This window comes from Pseudoalteromonas sp. OF7H-1, assembly GCF_022347825.1.
GTDB classification, from domain to species: domain Bacteria; phylum Pseudomonadota; class Gammaproteobacteria; order Enterobacterales; family Alteromonadaceae; genus Pseudoalteromonas; species Pseudoalteromonas maricaloris.
The window spans coordinates 147,599-170,850 of record NZ_JAKRFX010000003.1 but is presented as its reverse complement, the minus strand read 5'-3'; the positions used below and the strand labels follow the sequence as shown (position 1 = coordinate 170,850).

The 23,252-nt window shown below is 37.6% G+C and carries 22 protein-coding genes; all 22 read left to right on the top strand.

Annotated elements, in window-relative coordinates:
* The first annotated feature begins 3 nt into the window (after positions 1-3).
* Positions 4-879: a dTDP-4-dehydrorhamnose reductase gene (rfbD, locus tag MHN30_RS05025; RefSeq protein WP_130164845.1), complete on the top strand. Its 876-nt coding sequence runs from the start codon at positions 4-6 to the stop codon at positions 877-879.
* Between the two features lie 14 nt (positions 880-893).
* Positions 894-1,436, top strand: a complete 543-nt coding sequence (rfbC, locus tag MHN30_RS05020; RefSeq protein ID WP_130164844.1) for a dTDP-4-dehydrorhamnose 3,5-epimerase — start codon at positions 894-896, stop codon at positions 1,434-1,436.
* A gap of 478 nt (positions 1,437-1,914) precedes the next feature.
* Complete coding sequence (locus MHN30_RS05015) at positions 1,915-3,198, top strand: oligosaccharide flippase family protein (protein ID WP_222242370.1); 1,284 nt, start codon at positions 1,915-1,917, stop codon at positions 3,196-3,198.
* Between the two features lie 8 nt (positions 3,199-3,206).
* Complete coding sequence (locus MHN30_RS05010) at positions 3,207-4,400, top strand: polysaccharide pyruvyl transferase family protein (protein ID WP_130164842.1); 1,194 nt, start codon at positions 3,207-3,209, stop codon at positions 4,398-4,400.
* 1 nt (position 4,401) lies between these two features.
* Entirely contained in the window at positions 4,402-5,262 is an 861-nt protein-coding gene (locus MHN30_RS05005; protein WP_239358768.1) for a hypothetical protein, read from the top strand.
* Positions 5,263-5,707: 445 nt separating this feature from the next.
* The gene (rfaH, locus tag MHN30_RS05000) at positions 5,708-6,187 is read left to right on the top strand and encodes a transcription/translation regulatory transformer protein RfaH (protein WP_222242374.1); all 480 of its coding nucleotides are present in this window, start codon (positions 5,708-5,710) and stop codon (positions 6,185-6,187) included.
* A gap of 745 nt (positions 6,188-6,932) precedes the next feature.
* Entirely contained in the window at positions 6,933-8,048 is a 1,116-nt protein-coding gene (locus tag MHN30_RS04995; RefSeq protein WP_010605768.1) for a polysaccharide export protein, read from the top strand.
* Positions 8,049-8,060: 12 nt separating this feature from the next.
* Positions 8,061-8,495, top strand: coding sequence for a low molecular weight protein-tyrosine-phosphatase (locus tag MHN30_RS04990; RefSeq protein ID WP_239358766.1), 435 nt, complete (start codon positions 8,061-8,063; stop codon positions 8,493-8,495).
* 14 nt (positions 8,496-8,509) lie between these two features.
* Positions 8,510-10,744: a polysaccharide biosynthesis tyrosine autokinase gene (locus tag MHN30_RS04985; protein ID WP_239358764.1), complete on the top strand. Its 2,235-nt coding sequence runs from the start codon at positions 8,510-8,512 to the stop codon at positions 10,742-10,744.
* A gap of 139 nt (positions 10,745-10,883) precedes the next feature.
* The gene (locus MHN30_RS04980) at positions 10,884-11,156 is read left to right on the top strand and encodes a hypothetical protein (protein ID WP_239358762.1); all 273 of its coding nucleotides are present in this window, start codon (positions 10,884-10,886) and stop codon (positions 11,154-11,156) included.
* 131 nt (positions 11,157-11,287) lie between these two features.
* Complete coding sequence (tviB, locus tag MHN30_RS04975; protein WP_239358760.1) at positions 11,288-12,562, top strand: Vi polysaccharide biosynthesis UDP-N-acetylglucosamine C-6 dehydrogenase TviB; 1,275 nt, start codon at positions 11,288-11,290, stop codon at positions 12,560-12,562.
* Between the two features lie 79 nt (positions 12,563-12,641).
* Positions 12,642-13,673: an NAD-dependent epimerase/dehydratase family protein gene (locus MHN30_RS04970; protein WP_239358758.1), complete on the top strand. Its 1,032-nt coding sequence runs from the start codon at positions 12,642-12,644 to the stop codon at positions 13,671-13,673.
* 3 nt (positions 13,674-13,676) lie between these two features.
* A complete protein-coding gene (locus MHN30_RS04965) occupies positions 13,677-14,921 on the top strand; it encodes an oligosaccharide flippase family protein (RefSeq protein WP_239358756.1) in 1,245 nt (414 codons plus the stop codon).
* Positions 14,906-15,505, top strand: coding sequence for an acyltransferase (locus MHN30_RS04960; protein WP_239358754.1), 600 nt, complete (start codon positions 14,906-14,908; stop codon positions 15,503-15,505). Before MHN30_RS04965 ends, MHN30_RS04960 begins: the two co-directional genes overlap by 16 nt.
* Positions 15,483-16,499 carry a hypothetical protein gene (locus MHN30_RS04955; protein ID WP_239358752.1) on the top strand — a complete coding sequence of 339 codons (1,017 nt, stop codon included), beginning with the start codon at positions 15,483-15,485 and terminating at the stop codon, positions 16,497-16,499. Before MHN30_RS04960 ends, MHN30_RS04955 begins: the two co-directional genes overlap by 23 nt.
* Before the next feature lie 127 nt (positions 16,500-16,626).
* The gene (locus tag MHN30_RS04950) at positions 16,627-17,913 is read left to right on the top strand and encodes a hypothetical protein (RefSeq protein ID WP_239358750.1); all 1,287 of its coding nucleotides are present in this window, start codon (positions 16,627-16,629) and stop codon (positions 17,911-17,913) included.
* A gap of 4 nt (positions 17,914-17,917) precedes the next feature.
* Positions 17,918-19,009: a glycosyltransferase gene (locus tag MHN30_RS04945; RefSeq protein ID WP_239358748.1), complete on the top strand. Its 1,092-nt coding sequence runs from the start codon at positions 17,918-17,920 to the stop codon at positions 19,007-19,009.
* Between the two features lie 195 nt (positions 19,010-19,204).
* Positions 19,205-20,341 (top strand): glycosyltransferase family 4 protein, encoded by a 1,137-nt coding sequence (locus tag MHN30_RS04940; RefSeq protein WP_239358746.1) that lies wholly within the window; start codon positions 19,205-19,207, stop codon positions 20,339-20,341.
* Entirely contained in the window at positions 20,338-20,910 is a 573-nt protein-coding gene (locus MHN30_RS04935) for an acyltransferase (protein WP_239358744.1), read from the top strand. Before MHN30_RS04940 ends, MHN30_RS04935 begins: the two co-directional genes overlap by 4 nt.
* Entirely contained in the window at positions 20,907-22,043 is a 1,137-nt protein-coding gene (locus MHN30_RS04930; protein ID WP_239358742.1) for a glycosyltransferase, read from the top strand. The genes MHN30_RS04935 and MHN30_RS04930 overlap by 4 nt, the downstream gene beginning before the upstream one ends.
* A complete protein-coding gene (locus MHN30_RS04925; protein ID WP_239358733.1) occupies positions 22,040-22,639 on the top strand; it encodes a sugar transferase in 600 nt (199 codons plus the stop codon). The genes MHN30_RS04930 and MHN30_RS04925 overlap by 4 nt, the downstream gene beginning before the upstream one ends.
* Positions 22,629-23,252 (top strand): acetyltransferase, encoded by a 624-nt coding sequence (locus tag MHN30_RS04920; protein WP_239358731.1) that lies wholly within the window; start codon positions 22,629-22,631, stop codon positions 23,250-23,252. The genes MHN30_RS04925 and MHN30_RS04920 overlap by 11 nt, the downstream gene beginning before the upstream one ends.

Genomic DNA, 23,252 nt, shown 5'->3' with positions numbered 1-23,252 from the left:
GTAATGAAAATACTTGTCGCAGGGAAAAATGGTCAGGTAGGGCAAAGCCTTGTATCAATACTTGAACAACAAGAAGAAATTACTTTTTTGGCGCTGGGTCGAGATGAGCTTGATATTACAGATATAAGTCAAGTTTCAAAGTGTGTTTCTAGTTTTAAACCAGACGTTATTATTAATGCTGCTGCATATACAGCAGTAGACAATGCTGAAAATGAGATAGAGGCTGCGTTCCAGGTTAATCGAGATGGGGCTAAAAATTTGGCCATTGCAGCGGATGAACACGATGCGGCGATTTTGCATATATCAACAGATTATGTATTCGCTGGAGACAGCCCCGAGTTATATACTGAGCTCGATACTGAGAGCCCGCAAAATGTTTATGGGCGAAGCAAGCAAGCAGGAGAACAACAGGTAAAAGAGTCTTGTGAGCGCCATGTAATTCTCCGTACTGCGTGGGTTTTTAGTGAATATGGCAATAACTTTGTAAAGACAATGCTACGGCTTGCACAGTCTAAAAAGTCATTGGGCATCGTTGCTGACCAATTTGGAGGCCCAACTTACGCAGGCGACATAGCTCAGGCTTTGTTGTCAATTGCCCATTCTATTTATAATAGAAAAGCTAAGTTTGGAGTTTATCATTTCTCTGGTTTTCCCTATGTAAGTTGGTATGATTTTGCTCAAGTGATCTTTCAACGGGCGCTAGAGCACGGCATCGTATCCACTCCGATCGCACTTACCCAACTTACAACAAAAGAATACCCAACATTGGCATCAAGACCAGCTAATTCTAAATTAAATTGTCAAAAAATATTTGAACAATTTGCAATACCTCAAAGCGATTGGCGACTGCAGTTACAACAGATAGAAAAATATCAATAGGCAGATATAAATAGATGAACGTAATAGATACAAATATACCAGCTGTCAAAATTATAGAACCTCGTGTTTTTGAAGATAAAAGAGGTTTTTTCATGGAAACATGGAATCAACAGAAGTTTGAAGATCTAGTGACCCATCAAACAACTGAATTTGTACAGGACAACCATTCCAAGTCTAGCCAAGGTATTTTACGTGGACTTCATTTACAAAAGGAGCACACTCAAGGAAAACTGGTGAGAGTTGTATCTGGAGAAGTCTTTGATGTTGCGGTTGATTTACGCAAAGATTCACCGACATATGGCCAATGGGTCGGAGAATATCTATCTGCTGATAACAAGCGCCAATTATGGGTACCAGAAGGGTTTGGGCATGGCTTTTATGTTGTAAGTGAACATGCAGAGTTTGTCTATAAGTGTACCGATTATTACCACCCTCAGTCCGAAGTGACTATTGCTTGGGATGATAAAGAACTCGCGATTAAATGGCCTTTAAAAGGCCAACCCCTTCTTTCAGAAAAAGACAAAGAGGGCATCTCGCTTAGAGAGTTTCAATATTAGAATCATGACCTATTTAACTTTAAATATCAGCTGAAGATTAGTTAACCAATTAGTTTTAAGTCTGGTTGAAGTTGCTCCCTGTCTGGGTACTGGGAGTAGACTCAACCCAACCCAATCATGCTAAATGAGTATGAGAAAGCTGCTTGCTATCTGAAAAAATACTATTTTAACAATAGGTTAAGATGGAAATGGCTACTCATCGTTTTAACTACGCTAGATCGATTACACTATTAATAAGCTTAACTCAGTTGATATAAACAATATATAGGGCTCTTATTAACCCTGTCGTTAAGATAAAACATTTAACTCCTAAAATGAGAGAGTGCATTAATTAAATTAGTATTATTCATGCTGAAGTAGTAACTTCACGGTAATTTGGTTTAACCTTAACGAACACTTTGAGAGGGAGCTGATTACTGTGTAAAAATTCACAGTCTACTTAATTTAAGTGCACTCACTCGGTGTAGAAAACTCATACATGAAAATATCAAGCTTATTTGAGAACAAATTAGTCAAAGGTGTATTCGTTGTTGCAACTGGCACTGCTGGCGCTCAGCTAATAACAATTCTTTGTTCTCCAATTATCACACGTTTATATGGTCCTGAATTATTTGGATTACTGGGAAGCTTTACCGCATTGGCGACAATATTATTGCCGTTAATGACTTTTAGCTATTCAATGGCGGTAATTTTGCCCAAAAAAGAAAGTACAGCGATACAATTGGCGATATTGTCTTTGGTTTTTGCACTAGGTTGGTCATTAGTCATTTTTATTGTTCTGTATAGTAGCAATGATATTTTACTAGGGTACTTTTCGTTAAGCGAACTCGATGCAATAGAAATCATAATTTCTGTATATGTACTGCTACTAGCTGCGCTTGAAGTGTTTACATACTTGGCGCTCAGGAAAAAGTATTTTTCTTTAAATTCAAAGGTTTTATTATTTCAGTCTTTGCTAAGTAATGGATTAAAGCTGGGACTTGGAAGTACTTTGGATTCCCCTATTACCCTTATTGCAATTACAACGTTTGTGACAGCCGTCAGCGTCATTATCTATTTTTGTGCTTTTCGAAGAAGCATTACTGAAGCGCCCATTAAAGTGAGTCACACACATTACTATCGCGCTCTTGCATATAAGTTTAAAGATTTTTTTAAGTACCGTACCCCACAGAGGCTGTTAGCTGGGCTTAATCAGTCACTGCCAATTATTTTGCTAGCGTCCCTGTTTGGGGCTCCAGCAGCAGGCTTCTTTACTTTGTGTCGTAGTATTTTGACGATGCCACTAAATCTTATTGCTAAGTCTGTAAGTGATGTTTTGTATCCAAATATTAGTGAGCGCTTTGTCTCAGGTATCCCTATATTTGGACTTCTTTTAAAGTCCACACTAGTTCTTGCACTCATTGGAGTCATTCCAATGATAATTTTAATTTTATTTTCCCCTTGGCTATTTAGTGCTGTTTTTGGCTCAGAGTGGCATCAGGCAGGCGTATATGCTCAGTGGTTTAGTGTGTGGCTCTTTTTCAACTTTATTAACCGGCCTTGTGTTGCAGCAGTCGCAGTGCTGAAGTTTGAAAAGGTACTATTAGTCAACAGCATATTTAATACAGGGTTAGTTTTATCCGCTTTTTATCTCGGGGGGGCATTGGGTAGTGATGTTGCCGCAGTGGCACTTTTCTCAATTGCAGGTATCATACCTCAATTAATTATCATTGGTGGCGTTCTACTAAAAGCAAAGCGCCATAGTCAATACAAATCGTGTTAGGGTTGTGTGTGAAAAAAATAGTTTTACTTGGGGCATTTGATCGTTACAACTACGGCGATAACCTTATGCCGATTCTCTTTGAAAGATTCATAAAAAAATATAGACCGGAAGTGCTTGAGGAGTTCCAGCTTGAATATGCTGCAGTTAGCAAAGCTGATTTAACCAATTACAAATGTTTGCCTAGCGAATCAATCAATGACTACACGACGCTTCTCAATGATGGATCTGCGGTAATCGTAATAGGTGGTGAAGTGCTTTGCGCAACGAATGCAACTTTGTATCTTCACATGCAAAAAAGCGCACTGTTTAATAAGTTTCTAACGCTCGTAAAAAAGGTGACCAGAAGATACTTTTCACTCTATTCTGATTGGTTTTACTCAGCTAAGTGGGAATATCCGTTTATCGTTGATCCTGCAAGCTTTGAGGCTTCTGTGAAGGTTATTTATAACACCGTTGGTGGTGGTATTCAGTGGTTGAGACCAAAAGATAAAAAAACAGTGGTCGATCGTCTCAATAAAGCATCTTATGTATCGGTACGAGATACTCGGACACAAGCTCAAGTACAAGAGCTAACTTCTGAAACAGGATTGGCGCCAGACTCCGCATTTTTGATGTCAGATTTAGTCGACGATGATACCTTTGCCGAGCACGTATCAGAAAAGGTAAGGTTAGCATGTAGTGAAGACTATATTGTATTTCAAGCCGCACCGACTAAAGTTGGAAACTCGATAGAAAGTGTAGTTGAGAACCTCAAGAGCGTAGCGCAAAAAAATAATAAAAAAATTATCTTATTACCAATTGGTTATGCTTCTGGTCATGACGATAATGAGTATCTAGTAAAACTCAGTGCAATTTTGGACTATCAACACCAGTTACTTTACCCACTGAATGTATGGGAAATTATGTATGTGATTAAACAGTCCTCGCTATTCATAGGGACAAGTTTACACGGAGTGATTACAGCAATGGCTTATGCAAAGCCTCATGTCGGTTTAAATCCACAAATTCCTAAATTAGATAGTTTTCTTAAAGATTGGAGTCTAGCTCCATTCAATAAGTGTTTAGACATGAGAAGTGCTGCAAAGATTCTAGACTATGTTGATAACGAATGTTTAGAAAAACTAAAAGAAAATAGGGACAGAATTAATCAATCCATTATTGAGAATAACAATAAAATTTTAGATATCATCAAGGAAAAGTAAGGTGAGTCTAGAATTTGATACTGCCATTCTAGTCTTGTTATATAACAAAGAGATAAGCGAAAGTGACACAATAAACTCACTGCTACGATCTAAAGTTCAATATAGAAATGCTAGACTAGTTATTTGGAATAATGGACCTAACCCACTGAAATCTCGCGATGTATCTCGATTACAACAGGTTGGTTATGATGTTGTAACTGAGGAGACAATCGAAAATCGCTCATTAGCTGCGATTTACAATCGATTTATTCGCGAAACAAAGAGTGAAAAATATATTTTTTTAGATGACGATTCGCAGTTGAATGAAAGTTACATTGACGCTTCAGCGCAAGCATTCTCTGATCGGATAGCCATGCCATTGATTAAATCATCAGGGCAGATCGTTAATCCTGTAATTAATGGTCGGCCGGCAAATCCAAGTGCTCAAATAGGGCAACAAGACAAAGTGATTACAATTGGAAGTGGTCTTATTGTTGGAAGAGACATTGCAAACAGGTTAGAAGCTTTATTTGGAAGTGTGTTTGATGAGCGCTTTTATTTATATGGGGTAGATACTACATTTTGCTTTCGTGTGTTTTTAGCGAAACTCTCTGAAGCAATTATGATTATCCCTGGATTTGAACATTCATTGTCAAGACATCAAAAAGAAAGTAAAAAAGTCATTGCTTTTAGAAGGCTTGAGCGAAGTTACGACTTGGGTCTTACATTGCGGTACTACACACCATTAATTAAGCAATTGATAATACTTACCAAAGTATGCAGCAGTACTTTGACTACACGTTTGTTTAATGGCCAGCCAACCTTTGATTTAGCTCCCTTATTTAAAGCGCTTTTCTCAGGAAAACATTATCGTAAGCAATGAGTGTATCTGTAGTGTAATCAGCTTGTGCCTAGTAATCTAAGCAAGCGTTGAGCCACAATGAACAAAGTGCAAGCAGGTGAATCCAAAGGGCAGCGCTTGATTGGCATTTTTCTGTGTTACCCCACATGGAGGTGAGGTAAGAGACTTTACAGGAGTAAAAAGCCTTTATCACCTTACGCATAGAATAACTATGCTGCGTAAGCTCTGCCTTATATGAATGGCAATCAAACTGCTGCGAAACAAAGGTGAAAGATAAATAGGCCCTATGCCAGTATATGAGACTCAACCATAATATAAGTTTCAAGTTTTATTGTAATAAGTGTAATTATTGTTAATTGGTGACAGTAATTACATGAGTGTTGAAACGCCCTAGACACAAGCATCTATTCAAGTATAATTCCAACAATTAGTTTGACTACCAAAAAAATTGATAATGGATTATTGCATGGAACGTTGGTATCTACTTTACTGTAAACCGAAACAGGAATTCAGAGCACAGGAAAATCTTCAAAGTCAAGGGATCGTATCTTGCTTCCCGACTTTCATAAAACAAAAAAACTCAAGTGCGAAAGCGGTAACACAACCTCTTTTTCCACGGTATTTATTTGTTCGTCTTGATCCACATTCTTCACACTTTTCTGCGGTAAAAAACACTCGCGGTGTTGCTAATTTCATTCGATATGGAATGGATCTACAAATAGTACCGGATGAACTAGTTAATGAGCTCATACAATCTTGCAATGTTGAGGTGCAATGCGACTTGAAAGAGGGCGACCTGGTTCAGTTGACTGACGGTTGCTATAAGGATATTCACGCAATATTTCAACAACCTGACGGAGAAGTTCGAAGCATTTTATTAATTAAATTGCTTAATCAGTATACTAGAATAGTTGTTGATAACAGCACAATCAAAAAGGTACAATGAGAAATTAATCCTTTATTCTTATTTATTTGTAATATTAAAGGTGTACTGTGTTGTCGGTTAAGTTATCTAAAGTTGAAATTTAAATCTTCTCTAACTCTAGAGAGCAAAAACAGAACGATGTGAGCGGTTTTGGCCCCTGTAGGTTGGATTTGCTCTGCAACTTGATTCTACTAAGAATAATAAATTAGCTGGATAACACAGCAGCAAGCTACTGTAAAAGCACAAAGCTATGGCTGATAGCTGAGCGGCACTTTATTTGGGTGCGTTAAGTTAAGTGTAGATACATCGCCTTGAGATATATTTGCGGCCTAAGCACAACAAATAAAAACTAGAACAGCATTTAGGAGCTGCAACCTAAGGGCGGAAGCGTGCCTAAACGTACTGAGAAGGGTTGAGTCAGGTACTTGTGTCCTAGATGAATAGACGGTCCGTCTCAGTGAGACTGCAATAATTAGAACTTCGCTCTATATTTTATGTATTAGTTGCAAAATGAGAAATAAAGCGGGTTGGGCTAAATAAAAGGTTTTGGTGAAAATTTATGGGGCTAAGGCACAAGTTCTTATCACATAACAGATAAAACACGGAACTAAGAGTGAGAATAGCTGGAAAACCTAGTACTCGCTTGCGATCAACAATCGTGCATGCTTTAATTAGCCCACGAAATTTCTGTTGTCTTTACGTTATTAAGTAAAAGGCAATAAAAGTAATTAAAAGAAAAGACTATAAACACTTTTGGGAAGATACAATGGCGCTACGCTGTAAAACTATCATTGCTTCAACTGTATTACTTGCAATGAGTGGCTGTACACTCGTTCCAGGTGGCCATTTCGAAGGAATAGGTTCTGGTGAACAAACTGCAAACCTTGAGCGAGATCTTGAAAAAGTAAATATTCATATTATCGACTCGCAATTGGTGCAAGAACATAAAATCAAACGAGCGAAACAAATTGATCACTCGTCGCTTGCGGGTATTGATGTTTCAAATTATGAATATCGTCTTGGCGTAGGTGATGTAATTACCATTGGTGTGTGGGATCATCCTGAACTCACCATTCCAGCAGCTGTACAACGAACAGCAGAGTTTGACGGTTTCCGTGTTCAAGCCGATGGTACAATCAACTTTGCTTATGCGCCAAAGGTTCCTGCTGCTGGTCGCACAGTAACCGAGCTTAGAACTGACCTTGCAAAAAGACTAAGTCGTGTTATCGAAGAGCCGCAAATCGACGTAAAAGTGGTTGGTTTTAAAAGTCAAAAAGCGTATGTAACCGGCGAAGTTACAAAACCTGGTGTGTATCCAATCACAGAAACTCCAGTGACGCTCATTGATGCTATCAACCAAGCCGGCGGTTTAACAGAAAGCGCCGATTGGGAAACGGTAACCTTTACTCGTGGTGACAAAACAGAAGTTATTCAACTCGATGATTTTTATGCCGAAGGTGATATTTCACAAAACCGCTTACTTAGACACGGTGATATTGTACACGTAAGTCGTAATGATAAACGCAACGTGTATGTGTTGGGTGATGTGATTAAAGCGGGCAAAGTAGACGTAAACCGCTATGGTTTAAGCCTAGCTGAAGCACTAACAGATGTTGGTGGCTTTAACGAGCGTACAGCAGACGCAAACGGTGTTTTTGTCTTGCGTAAGCGCGACCTGCAAAAAGATGGTGTGCTTGCAGATGTATATCAGCTACATGCTAAAAACGTAGCCTCTTTAGTACTTGCTGAACAGTTTGAACTTGAGCCACAAGATATTGTGTATGTGACTAGTGCGCCACTTGCTCGTTGGAACAAAGTTATCAGTTTATTATTGCCTTCACTGTCTACAGTGGATGCGATTCAAGATATAGAAAACCAGTAATTGTGAGTACTCATGTTTGATAGTGTTTTAATGGTTTGTGCAGGTAATATCTGCCGCAGTCCTACGGCAGAGTATCTGCTAAAAAACAAACTAAGTGGCAAAAATGTAGCTGTTTCGTCAGCTGGATTAACCGCCCTAGAAGGAAAAGCCGCTGATGCATTAGCGCAGGAGTTGGCGAAAGAACAAGGAATCGACATGAGTGAGCACCAAGGTCGCCAGTTAATTGGTACCTTGGTCGCACAAAATAGTCTCATCCTCGTAATGGAGCAAAGGCATTTAACTGACCTTTGCAGCCGTTACCCTCAAGCTCGTGGCAAAACTTTTTTACTTGGTAAATGGATTGGCGATAAAGAAATTCCAGATCCGTATCGCCAATCACGTGAAGCGTTTGAGCATGTTTATGAGCTTATCGATAGCGCCTGTGGCGCTTGGCAACAGTATTTATAAGGATCCGTGAGTATATGAATGCTCAGCCAAATCTTATCTCTAATCAAAAGTCATCAAAAGAAGAGACGCAAGAAATCGATTTAATGGCGCTAGTTGGCGCATTATTAGATGCTAAGTTTTTTATCGCAGGCATTACTGCACTATTTATGTTGTTAGGCATAGCCTACGCAATATTTAGCACGCCAATCTACCAAGCAACTGCAATGGTACAGGTAGAGGAAAAGGGCGGTTCTGTTCCCGGTTTTGATGATATGTCTGGTATGTTTGAAAGTACCTCTGCCGCAGTAACCGAAATTGAGCTACTAAAATCCAGAAGCGTCATTGGTGAAGCGGTCGACACATTAAATTTAGATACCGTTGTTGAACCAAAACTATTTCCACTATTTGGTAGCCGCAGCTTTCGTAAATTTGTTGCACAAAGCGAAGGCGAAGTTGCAGAGCCAAGCCTCGGCGCAAGCTCTTATGCGTGGGGTGGTGAGCAAGTTGAAATACATCGATTTAAAGTGCCAAGTAGTGCCATAGGTACTTCTTTTATTTTACAAGCTAGGGCTGATGAGTCATTTGCATTATTAACTAGTGATGGCGACGAAGTGCTTGCAGGTAAAGTGGGCGAAGAAGTAAAGCAAGGTCAATTTGAGCTGACTATTAAGACTTTGATAGCACGTCCAGAGACCGAGTTTTCAATCGTTAAACGTAACCGTCTTCAGACGATTTTAGATCTACAAAGTGCAATATCCGCGTCTGAGAAGGGGAAGGACTCAGGTATTATTAACTTGGCACTTCAGAGTGCTAGTCCTGAATATGCAGAAAAAGTGTTAGATAAAGTGGCTGGTATTTATGTGCGTCGCAACGTAGAGCGTAATAGCGCGGAGGCGCAGCAGTCTCTTGAGTTTTTAGAGGTGCAGCTTCCAGAAGTTAAACGTAACCTAGAACGTGCAGAAAAAGCCTTTAATGACTACCAAATTCGCCAAGAATCCATTGATATTAGCCTAGAAACACAGGGCGTTTTAGAGCAAATTGTAAAACTAGAAACTAAACTGCAAGAGTTAGAACTAAAGCGTTTAGAGCTTGGCCGTAAATTTAAGCGTGAACACCCCTCTTACCGCGGTGTGGTAGAGCAAATTGATACCGTAAAGCGCCAACGCAACGAATTAGCTAGTGAAGTTCAAGGCTTGCCAGAGACTCAGCGCGAGCTGCTACGCTTAAAGCGTGATGTGGAGGTAAATAACGAAATTTACACGCTGCTTTTGGGTAAAACGCAAGAGTTAGATATTGTGCGTGCGGGTACAGTAGGTAACGTTCGCATAGTGGACTACGCAGAGGTAAATACTACCCAGCCAGTCAAACCTAAAAAAGCACTAATCGTTGTGATGGCAACCATGCTGGGCGGTATGTTAGCTGTTGCTATTGTACTTGTGCAAAAAGCGCTGCATAAAGGTATTGAAGACCCAGCGGAAATAGAAGCATTAGGTTTGCCTGTATACGCAAGCGTGCCATTCTCAGAGTACCAAGTAAAACTCACCGGTTTTGCAAAGGCGCGCAAGGGCAAAGTGGCAAAGGCAAAATCGATACTCGCCATGGATAATCCTGCAGACCTTTCTGTTGAGGCGCTACGTAGCCTCCGTACTAGCTTGCACTTTGCTATGCTAGAGGCAAAAAACAATGTTATTGCTATCTCCGGTCCAAGTCCTGGCGTGGGTAAATCCTTTATTACCGTAAACCTTGCAACCGTTCTGGCGCAAAGTGGCAAACGCATTCTTGTTATTGACGCTGATATGCGTAAAGGATATCTGCAAACTCAGTTTGGTATGAAATGGGATGACGGTTTAAGTGATTACCTCTCTGGCCGATTGAATTTAGCGCAGGTGATTAAGCCAAGCCAAGTTGAAGGTTTGCAAGTAATGACCCGAGGCCAAATACCGCCGAATCCTTCAGAGCTACTAATGCATGAAAACTTTAGCAAGTTGATTGGTGAAGTGAGCAAAATGTACGACTTAGTTATTGTTGATACTCCTCCAATCTTAGCGGTGACAGACCCTGCTATTGTGAGTGCGCATGCAGGCACAACATTACTAGTAACCCGTTTTGGTCAAAACCATGCAAAAGAGCTAGAAATTACACGAAATCGTTTTGAGCAAAATGGTATTGATGTAAAAGGGGTGGTATTCAACGGTGTTGTTCGTAAATCAACTAATGCCTATGGTTACTACGGCTACTACAACTACGAATACAAATCAGATAAAGCATAGCAGGTTATGTCGCTGCAACCCGTAGCAGCGACTTTACGTCGCGACTCGTAGCAACGGCTTTATGTTACGACCCGTAGCAGCGACTTTACGTTACGACTCGTAGCAGCGATTTTATGTCGCGACTCGTAGCAACGGCTTTATGTTACGACTCGTAGAACGGCTTTACTTCGCGACTCGTAGCAGCGACTTTATATCGCGACCCGTGGCAACGACTTTACGTTACGACCCGTGGCAACGACTTTACGTTACGACCCGTAGCAGCGACTTTATGTCGCGACTCGTAGAACGGCTTTACGTTACGACCCGTAGCAGCGACTTTATGTCGCGACCCGTAGAACGACTTTACGTTACGACCCGTAGCAACGGCTTTACGTCGCGACTCGTAGCAGCGACTTTAGGTTACGACCCGTAGCAGCGACTTTATGTCGCGACTCGTAACAAAAATTAAAATTGCGGCCAAATAAAACGACAAGAGCGGCCGGACATATTCCTTAACTTTCTTCTAAAGAAATCAAAATTAAACATTCACCAAGCGAGATGTATATGGATTTAAATAAAGTAAAAATTGGTGTTATAGGGTTAGGCTACGTCGGCCTTCCTCTAGCGGTAGAATTTGGAAAAAAATATGCAACACTTGGTTTTGATATTAACCAAAACCGAGTAAATGAATTACTTGCAGGGCATGACTCAACGCTAGAAGTCAGTGATGAAGAGCTAAAAGAAGCACCACACTTGCAATACTCTTATAACGTAGGCGATCTTAAAGCGTGCAATCTATACATCGTAACTGTACCTACTCCAATAGATAAGCACAAACAGCCTGACTTAACACCACTAATTAAAGCCAGTGAAATGCTAGGAAAGGTCGTCGACAAGGGCGATATCATTGTTTATGAGTCCACTGTATATCCTGGTGCAACAGAAGAAGCATGCTTACCTGTTGTAGAGCAAGTTTCTGGTCTTAAGTTTAATCAAGACTTTTTTGCTGGGTACTCACCTGAGCGAATTAATCCAGGTGATAAAGAGCACCGAGTAACCAATATTTTAAAAGTAACTAGTGGCTCAACACCTGACGTTGCCGAGTTTGTAGATCAGTTGTACAAGTCAATTATTACAGCAGGTACACATAAAGCGAGCTCAATTAAAGTTGCAGAGGCGGCCAAGGTAATAGAAAACACTCAACGTGATGTAAACATTGCTTTGATAAACGAGCTCTCTATTATTTTTAATAAACTCAATATCGACACTCTTGAAGTACTTGAAGCGGCAGGTACTAAATGGAACTTTTTACCATTCCGCCCAGGTTTAGTGGGTGGACATTGCATTGGCGTTGACCCATATTATTTAACCCATAAAGCACAAAGTGTTGGTTATCATCCTGAGATGATCTTGGCCGGTCGTCGTCTAAATGATGGTATGGGTAAACATGTTGTATCTGAGCTAGTCAAAAAAATGCTGAAAAGACGCATTCAGGTAGAAGGTGCAAATGTTTTGGTGATGGGATTAACCTTTAAGGAAAACTGCCCAGATCTTAGAAATACCAAAGTAGTGGATATTATTACAGAGCTTAGTGAATACAATATCAACGTAGATATTGTCGACCCTTGGTGTTCAAATGAAGAAGCACAACATGAATATGGTCTCTCATTGACTTCTGAACACAAGCAAGGCCACTACGATGCGATTATTCTCGCTGTAGGTCACAATGAGTTTAAAGAGCTTGGTGCTGAGGAAATCAAAAAACTAGGCAAAAAAGAGCACGTATTGTACGACTTAAAATATGTGCTACCAAAACAAACCGTGGATATTCGCCTATAAAAAGCGGACCTTAGCCTATGAAAAGGGTTTGTTAATAACCCTTTTTAATTTTTTGAACTAAAAACCCAAAGAGTTTCTCATGTCTCGTTACGAAGAAGTTAAAGCTGAACTACAAAACAATCCAAAAGTCTGGCTAGTCACTGGTGTGGCTGGATTTATAGGCTCCAATCTACTTGAAACGCTATTAAAGCTAGGCCAAAAAGTAATAGGACTAGATAACTTTGCTACGGGCCACCAACATAATTTAGATGAAGTACAAAGCCTAGTGACTACAGAGCAGTGGCAGCGGTTTACTTTTATTGAAGGTGACATTAGAGATTACGCCACTTGTGAAACTGCTGTAAGTAACGTTGATTACGTTTTACACCAAGCCGCACTGGGTTCAGTACCCAGATCAATCGCAGATCCAATTACCAGCAACGCTGCCAATATCACGGGCTTTTTGAATATGCTCCAAGTTGCGAAAGAAGCCAACGTGGAAAGCTTTACCTATGCAGCAAGCAGCTCGACTTACGGTGATCATCCAGCTTTACCTAAAGTGGAAGAGAACATAGGTAATCCACTATCGCCTTATGCTGTAACTAAATATGTAAACGAACTTTACGCAGGTGTTTACGCTAGAACCTACGGCTTTAAATCAATTGGCTTACGTTATTTTAATGTATTTGGTCAACGACAGGATCCCAATGGCGCTTATGCAGCGGTTATTCCTAAATGGACTGCGGCCATGATAAAAGAGGAAGATGTTTACATTAATGGCGATGGTGAAACTAGTCGTGACTTTTGCTTTATAGAAAACACAGTGCAAATGAATATTCTCGCAGCTACTGCATCTGATGAAGCTAAAGATAATGTTTATAATGTAGCTGTTGGAGATAGAACAACGCTTAATGATTTATATAAATCAATACAGTCTGCACTTAAAGAGTGTGATGTAGAGCATACCCAAGAGCCAATTTACCGTGATTTTAGAGCCGGAGATGTTCGTCATTCTCAAGCTGATGTCGGTAAAGCTGTTAATAATTTGGGGTATGCTCCTGAGTACAAAATTTTACAAGGTATTAGTAAGGCGATGCCTTGGTATAAAGCTTTTTTAGATTTTAACTTATAGGCGATGAATATTTTATCATTATTTAAAACACGAGATGGTAAAATCATAGTAGAAAACTTTTTGTCATTGTCATTTTTACAGGTGGTGACAATGATTTTACCTTTGATAACCTTGCCTTATATTATACGAGTTATAGGCTATGAAAAATTTGGTCTTATTGCATTGGCAAGTTCTTTAGTGATGTACTTTCAATCACTTGTTGATTATAGTTTTAAAATCACAGCCGTAAGAGATTTATCACTCAATAGACGTTATCCCAAAAGAGTAAGCTTAATATATAGCCGAGTGATGTTAATTAAATTCATCCTTTTGATTTTAGCTCTTACATTACTTAGTTTTATTGTATACATATATCCGCCCTTTTATGTAGAAAAAGAGCTTTTTTTCTATACTTCACTTTCTTTAATAGGCGGGGTTTTATTTCCAGAGTGGTTTTTTCAAGGTATTGAAAAAATGAGATATATAACTATTATTAATGCTTGCATCAAAGTGATTTTTTCTCTATCTGTTTTTGTTTTTATACAAGAAAGTGGTGACTATTTATTAATTCCTTTTCTGACAAGTTCTGGGTTGATTGTTTCCGGAATTGTAGGGCAAGTATATTTACATAAAAATTTTAGAGTTGGTTTTGTAATTATACCGATAAGAAGTTTAATAAAAGCTATTAAAAATAACTTTTATATCTTTATAAATCAATTTGTTCCAAATTTATATAATAATAGCACCTCATTTCTGTTGGGGGTTTTTGCTGGCAATGAAGCTTTAGGGGTATATAGTGCAATATTGAAAATTATTGATCTTTGCATCGTGTTGTTAAATGTTGTGTCTAGGGTTTTCTTTCCTTTTAATAATCGTAATAAATCATCGTTTTTGGTTTACAAAAAAATTATATTTCTACTCGCTTTTTTTGGTGTTACTGCTCTTCTTTTGGTTCATGATGTCATATTCTTTTACTTAGATTTAGAAAACTATCTAGCTTTACCTCTGCTAATTATTACAGGTTTAAGTATTTTTGGTTATGTTTTGTATGATGTCTTTGGTCTTAATTATTTTATAGTGAATAAGAATGACAAGTTGGTAATGAAGAATACACTGTTTAGCTCAATATTTTCTTTTTTATTGGCATTTCCTTTAATAGCCTCATTTGGTGTCATCGGTGCAGCATGTACACTTCTTATTGGTCGACTGTTAATGGGGGGAGTGTTGGCTGGCTTATATATGAAGGATAAAGTATGCTTCGGAAAATGATAAAGCTAACTATTTTGAAAGTTAAGGTTTTCAGAATAAAAAGAGAGTCTCCCAATATGGTTTTTGGTAAAAACTTTAAGTTAGACTTTAGTACTGAAATTAATGTCGGAGCAAACAAACTTATAATAGGAGATAATGTCTATCTACGCTCGCAAAGAGAGGGTTACCATGCTGGAATGCCTTTTCCAGCTGCAATCTTGATTGATAAAAATGGCGGTGAATGTTCTATAGGTGATAATTGTCGTATCAATGGGGCGTATATTCATGCCCAGGAAAAAATTCACATAGGGCGTAATACATTGATTGCTGCTGGAGTGAATATTATCGATAGTAACGGGCATAATATAATTTCAAGTGATAGAACTAAAGGTCGAGATAAACCAAAAGAGATTTTTATAGGTGATAATGTTTGGATTGGATTAAATGCAATCATATTAAAGGGTACAGTTATTGGTAGCAACTCTGTAGTGGCTGCAGGTTCTGTAGTTAAAGGTAATTTTCCTGACAATGTTTTGATTCAAGGTAACCCCGCAGTAATTGTTAAAAAGTTGGAAGTAAAAAATGAAAATTGCTATTCATCCTAGAAAAGGAAGCTTTTCGGAACGTTGGATTGAGTATTGCAAAAAGCAATCCATTCCATATAAACTGGTTAATGCATATGAAACTGATATTATTAATCAATTAGATGGTTGTTGCATATTTTTATGGCACCATCATCACGGAATATATAAAGATGCATTGGTAGCGAAGAAGATACTTTTCTCGTTGGAGCACTCAGGTGTAAGAGTTTTTCCTGATTTTAAAACAGGTTGGCATTTTGATGATAAGGTTGCACAAAAATATTTATTAGAAAGCATTGGTGCACCCCTTGTACCTAGTTACGTCTTTTATAATAAAAAACTCGCTTTTGATTGGGCTTCAAAAACCGTATACCCAAAAGTTTTTAAGCTAGCTAGTGGGGCTGGAGCTGTAAATGTACAATTGATTAATAGTCGTCATGATGCAATTAAAGTTATAAATAAAGCATTTGGTAATGGTTTTTCACACTCGGATAGATATCAGTATTTTAAAGATAAGATTTCTAGTTATAAGGCAGGTAGAGGTCATATAAGTCATGTGTTGAAGGCGGGGTACCGGTTGTTTTTTCCAGTTAACTCCGATAGTGCGCTGCCAAATGAGAAAGGGTATGTTTATTTTCAAGAGTTTATACCAAACAATAGTTTTGATATAAGAGTTATTGTTATAAAGGATAAGGCATTTGCGATAAAAAGAAAGGTAAGAACTGGGGATTTCAGAGCTTCGGGTAGTGGTGAAATTATCTATGATATAGCGAAGATCGATATACGTTGCATTAAAATTGGATTTGAGACTTCAGAAAAACTTAAAGCCGATTGCCTAGCTTATGATTTTGTTTTTGATGAGAAGGACAACCCATTAATAGTAGAGATTAGTTATGGTTTTTCTATAGAAGCCTATGACAAATGTACAGGTTATTGGAATCGAGATTTACAGTGGAACGATTGCACTATCAACCCTCAGGAATGGATGGTTGAGAATTTAATTAAAGAGCTGCTATAGAAAAACTTTATAATTTTTAATTTAAAATTATATTTATTCTCATCTTTCCAAGCTGAGTGTTTTTAATTTAATGCATATTAAGTTTGGATTTGTTATTTGTGATTTGCTTTAACCTTGGATTAAAATAATGTTATATGAATTGAGTTTTTTTGTAATGTATTCTGTAACTTTATTGTTGCTGCTTTTTATAGTGAGAAGTTTTTTTAGAGGTGGGATTAATGGTTACTACTTTGTAATACCTGTCTTTATCTTCTTTTATATTCTCCCTAGCCTTGTTGATTTTTTAACTGGAGATGTATTCCTTGGCCCAGCTTATAGTCCAGCAGCGTATGAGGCATTAAGTGATGAGACTACAACATTAATCTATAATTTATATGTCACTATCACTCTGGTTTTGTTCTATTTTTTTTCTCAGGTTAGTAGAGTAAACTCATATTCTGATTATGAGATTAAAATTAAAAGTGCTTTTGATAACCTGAAAAAATATCAGTTATTTGTTTGGGTTATCATCTTTTTACCGTTTATTTTTGCTGTTTTATCTGCTGATTTTTCTTTTTATTTAGAGTATACGAAACGAATTAGAGCTTCAGCAAATTTCTTTCAAGAATTGGCGGCAAAGTTTTCTATTGTAAGTATTGTTTTAATTGCAATTCTATTACCGGAAAGGGTTTATAGGTTTAAGAAAAACAAAAATTTAGTCTATGTAATCGTAATAGCGATATTGGTTTTTTTTGCAGTTTTGAACTCATATATTCATGGTAAAAGGAGTGTTGTGGCTTTGTTTTTATTTTTAACAATTGCTGCATTCTTCATTACAAAATCGGTGACTCGCAAGACGTTAGTTAAACTAACTTTATTTTCATCAATAATATTCTACGTATTTCTAATTATGTATGGGAAAAATACGCAGGGGGCACTCGGGCTCTTAGAACTTGCGAAAGAGTTAAGGATTGATTTCAGTCGAGACTACAGCTTAAAGTTTGTTATATATCATGAGCTTTTAAATAATGAATCTGTTCTTCCCTATGCCGGGGCTTCATACCTTTTTCTCTTAACTTTCTTTATTCCTAGAGAGGTTTGGGATGAAAAACCTTACCCTTATGCAGTTTATTTGACGAATTCTTTTTTTGGTGATTTCGGTGGATCCTATATGTATGGTTGGGGGCTAACTACATCCTTCGTTGCCGAAGCGGTATCTAATTTAGGATTTTTCGGGTTATTGCTTTTTCCTATTTTTTATATATATTTTTTAATTAAAGCAGATAAATTAAAAGTTTTAGGGTTAAAAGTTCTCGCTTATTTAATTGCAACTCTATTGCTTCTTGTTCACCCAGTGGCAATAATTACACTGATTCTACTCTTTCTGCTCTTTTTGTTTTTGAGTAAGTTTCGAATCGTCATAAATAAAGGCTAGTAAAATGAGGATTATTTTTTTTGTTTCAACACTAGATAGTGGCGGTTTAGAAAATTATCTACTCAGATTTCTCAATGAAAAAAGTAGTGAATTTGATGTGATTTATATTTGGTGTAAAAGCGGAAGTGCTGGACAGCTTAAAGATAAATATAAAAATATAAAAAATGTTCATGTTGTTCTAGGTCGGTTAGGAGTTTTTAATTTTTTCTCTCACATAAAACTTACTTGTTTTATTAAGAAAAATAGAATCGATGCAGTTTGTGATTTTACAGGGAACTTCTCAGCGTTACCTCTCTTATTTTCTTGTTTCGCTCGGGTGAAAAAACGTGTTGCTTCCTACCGCAATTCATCTGACCGATTTAAGAAAAGCTTTTTAAAAAATGCTTGTAGTAACTGTTTGAAGTTTATTGTAAAAACAACTGCTACTAATATAATCGCAAACTCTGAAGCAGGTTTAAATTACTTTTATACCAATAAATGGAAAGGCGATAAGCGTTTTTCTGTAATTCGCAATGGTTTAAACTCTTATGAATTACTTGCAGAAAGTGGAAATTTAAGAAAGAATTTTGGCATACCTGACCAAGCATTTGTCATTGGCCACACAGGCCGTTTTAATGAGGCTAAGAACCATTCTACAATCTTAGCCGTTGCCGCGATTTTACTGAAAAAGTATCAAGATATATATTTTATTCTATGCGGAAATGGTGTCTTGGAGAATCTTCGATCTTTAGTAGTTTCAAAACAGCTTAATGAAAGAATATTTTTATTTGAAAATCGTAACGATGTCCCTCGTTTTTTGAATACTATGAATTGTTATTTTTTCCCATCAACTACAGAAGGACAGCCTAACGCTCTTATTGAGGCTATGGTTTTAGGGCTGCCATATGTTGCTTCAGATATTGCTTCAATTCGAGAGACAGCCAGCGAGCACTATAAGCTTTATGACCCGTTAGATGTAGAAGGCCTTTCTGAAGCGCTTGAAAAGCTTTACTTAAATAACACTCCGAGAGACATAAGTTTGCAAAAGGAAACTTGCGAAAGGTTTGAACACACAAAGAGGTTTGACGACTTTTATCGCGTGCTTTCAGGTATGTAATAAAATAAACTATTTTTTGGTTTGCATTGCAGTGATTGGCTTGCAGGAAGCTTTATATGGCTTTTATTTTCATGACCATATATTTTTTGATTTTTTGTGAAGACTTTGCTTTATAAAATGTTTGTTTACGCAGTGTGTACTCTTTATCTATGTTTTTAGATTTGATTTTTATTAATTGGTTTTGGTGTGTTAAAAATGAATGTTAAAGTAGTCCGAGTAAGTTTAGAGCATCGTTTTTATCTCTATAATGGGGAGTATTATACTCGGTTGGCGTTTCCTTATCTGTATTGGAAGGATTATCTAAGATATTTTGATAAAGTTGAAGTGATAGCTAGAGTTAAGAATTTAGAGTCGATAAGTCAAGATTACAAAAGAGTTGATGGAGAAAATGTCAATGTAATACCTATGCCATATTATGTTGGATTGAAAAGTTTTATTTTTAAGCTCCCAAGTTTATTGTTTCGGGCATCTAATTTAGTTAAGTCAAAAGATTACTTTATTCTTCGAAGCGGTAATGTTTCAAATGTATTATGGGTTTTTATTGTTCTATTTAGAAAACAGTACCTTAGAGAATATCCAGGGAATGTATATGAAGGAGTAACAGGGTTTGCAGGGAAAGGCATTCATATAAAATTGCTGGCTTATTTCTTAGATGGTTTGGCTAAAAAACAGGCTTTGCTGTCTAAGGCAAATAGTTTTGTCAGTGAAGATTGCAAAGCAATTTATTCCACGAGGAAGCCAAGTTATGTATTTTCAAGTTTCAATATCGATGAGATAAATGTTCAAAAAGAAAATTATAGCTATGGAGGGGAGTTTAATCTTGTTTCTGTAGGACGTTTAGAAGGAGAGAAAGGCCACAAAGATCTTATAAGTGCATTATCTAAAATTAAAATAAAGACTAAGCTAAAGATTATTGGTGACGGTAGCCAGCTAGGTGCTCTTCGTCAACAAGCTGCCTACCTAGGTGTAGATGTCGATTTTTTAGGTGCTATTACGGACCGGGAGAAGCTTTTTAAAATTATTGCTGATTCAGATCTTTACATAATCCCATCTCATACTGAGGGGATGCCACGCTCTCTTCTTGAGTCTATGGCAATAGGTATGCCTTGTATAGGTACTTTTGTCGGTGGTATACCAGAGGTACTAAATTCTGATTATTTAGTGCAAGCAAAAAAAATAGAAGCTTTATCTGATTTAATCTTAAAACTATCTAGGGATGAGAAGCTTAGAATGAATATGGGTAGAGAGAATCGTTTATTTATAAGAGAAAGCTATTCAAGAGAAAGTATGGATAAACAAAAATTAAAATTTTGGAGTGAGTTATATAAATGAATTTAATAAAAGAAATTAAATATCAGCTTAGATATGCACTTCCTGTATGGTTTATGCAGCTTCTTACTTCTTGGTTGCCCGATATTTCCGTTTGTATCAGGATTAGAGGCTTGTTGGTTTCATTTTTTTTACCCGGAATGCCAAGGAAGTTAACATTAGGTCGAGATGTTACCTTACTTGCTATTAATCGCTTTAAAATAGGCGATAATGTATATATTGCGAAAGGCTGTTGGATTAATGCTATCGGAGGTGTAACTTTTGAAGATGAAGTGGTTTTGGCCCCCTATGTAGTAATGTCTTCAAATAATCATGGTTTTAAAGATGGCTCAGTAAAAAGAGGAGGCGCACATCCCGGGCCAATACAAGTTGGTTTTGGTACATGGGTTGCCGCACACTCTGTAATTGCAGCAAACGTAAATATAGGTAAAGGAAACTTAGTTGCCGCTAACAGCGTAGTGACTAAGTCAACATCAGATAATAGTGTTCAAGCTGGGGTACCTGCAAAGCACATAAAGACACGACTAGACAATCCGTCAACAATAAACAGTAAGCACGACATTAAGCTATGAAAAAAAAAATATGCATTATTGTTACTGATGCGGTTTCATTCAACTACTTAATGAAAGGGCAGTTAGAATATTTATCTAATTCGGGTAAATATGAAATAACATTAATTTCAGGAGGTGATGAAAAGCAAATAGCTATTTTGGAGCATAGAAATGTTGGTAGGTATGTCTACTTGCCATTTAGTCGTGAAATTGATATTAAAAAAGATATTTTTTGTATATTTAGGCTTTTTGTTTTTTTTATTTTTAATCGATTTGATGTTGTAGTTTACTCAACCCCTAAGGCCCTTTTGTTAGGTTCTATAAGTTCAGCTTTGGCGCTTCAAAAAAAGCGAATCGCAATTGTCAGAGGGCGAGTTTATGAGAACTACTTAGGAAAAAAGCGTAAATTCTTTGAATGTTTAGATAGACTTTCTTTATCTATTAGTAGTAAGTGTATTTTTATTTCTAAATCTCTTATGCAAAACTTTATCGCAGAAAAAATTGTAGACTCTAGAAAATCTGCGGTTTTACTAAATGGTTCATCTAACGGCTTAGATTTTGACTGGGTAAACTCACCTTCAGTGAAAGATGAGCTATTAAAACTTAAAAAAGAAATTGGCTATAATGAGTCTGACTTCATAGCTGTATGTGTCGGTCGTATTTGTATTGATAAAGGTGTTGTTGAGCTTGAAGCAATTTTTAATAATTTAAAGCACTACCCTGAATTTAAGCTAGTTCTTGTTGGGCGCATAGAGGATGAGTTTGCGGATGATATCATAGCTCGACTCTCGGGTTTTGATAACTTTTTTCACTTTGATCAAACTTCTGATGTTAGGTGTTTTTTCAAGTTGGCTGATTTACATCTATTTCTATCACACAGAGAAGGTTTTGGTAATGTAGCGCTTGAAGCTGCAGGGTTTTGCGTTCCTACTTTTGGTTACGATGTGGTTGGAGTTAGGGATAGTGTATGTAATGGAGTAAGTGGTAAATTATTTCCTTTCCAAGAAGTGGAACTAATAGTTAAGGAAATTGGAGGTTATATTCACTCAAAAGAAAAATTAAAAGATGAATATTCTGAAAGTGCCATCTGGGCCAAGAGAAATTTTAAGTCAGTCACTGTTTGGGAAGCCTATGAAAAGGAATTTTACAAATGAAACGCATCTTTGATTTTTTAGTTGCTTTGTGTGCAATACTCATTTTAATGCCAGTAATAATTGTTGTTGCAGTGTTGATACATTTTAAATTAGGTTCTCCTATTTTATTTACTCAAGCTCGGCCTGGCCTCAATGGCAAAATATTCAAGATGATGAAGTTCAGAACCATGCTTGATGGTAAAGATAAGCAGGGCAACTTATTGCCAGATGACCAGCGCATGACCAAGTTTGGTGGTTTTTTACGTTCAACTAGCTTAGACGAGCTACCTGGGTTGCTAAATGTGATTAAAGGGGATATGAGCTTAGTTGGACCTAGACCTTTACTCGTTCAGTACTTACCTCTTTATAGTCCTGAGCAAGCGCGCCGCCATAATATCCGCCCTGGGATTACTGGTTGGGCACAAGTAAATGGCCGTAATGCAATTAGCTGGGAAGACAAATTTAAGCTTGATGTTTGGTATGTAGAAAATCAAAGCTTTTTACTCGATATAAAAATACTCTTTTTGACCGTAAAAAAAGTCTTTGTACGCGAAGGAATAAGTGGTGATGGACACGTGACTATGGAGCCGTTCAAAGGAAATCAAAATGATGGCTAAGCTGGCTATTTTAGGGGCAAGTGGTCACGGAAAAGTAATAGCGGAAATCGCTGAATTAAACGGTTATCACGTCGAGTTCTTTGATGATGCATTTGAAGTTAAGAGCAAGCTTGAGCACTGGTCTGTAGTTGGAGATTCGGAAGCGTTAGCTCAAAGACTCGATAATTATGAAGGCGTAATAGTTGCTATTGGTAATAATCAAATTAGAAAAGAGAAGCTAGAGAAACTGTTAGCTCTTGGAGCTAAAACGCCTGCATTGCTCCACCCGAGTGCTACGGTAAGTAAATTAGCTAACATTGGTGAAGGTACAGTCGTTATGGCTGGTGCAGTGATCAACGCTTTTGCTCTAATCGGTCGGGGCTCTATCATCAACACGAATGCGACAGTTGAGCACGACTGTTTTATACAGGACTATGTTCATATATGCCCAAGTTCAGCCATTGCCGGCGGCTGTAAAATTGCCAGTGGAGTGTGGGTAGGTATTGGGAGCTCTTTTAAACAGTTGATTGAAGTTGGAGAACTAGCGATTATTGGTGCCGGTTCTGTTGTTGTACAAAATGTTCCTGCAGGTGTTACAGCATATGGTAACCCTGCTAAAGTTGTGAAGGATTAA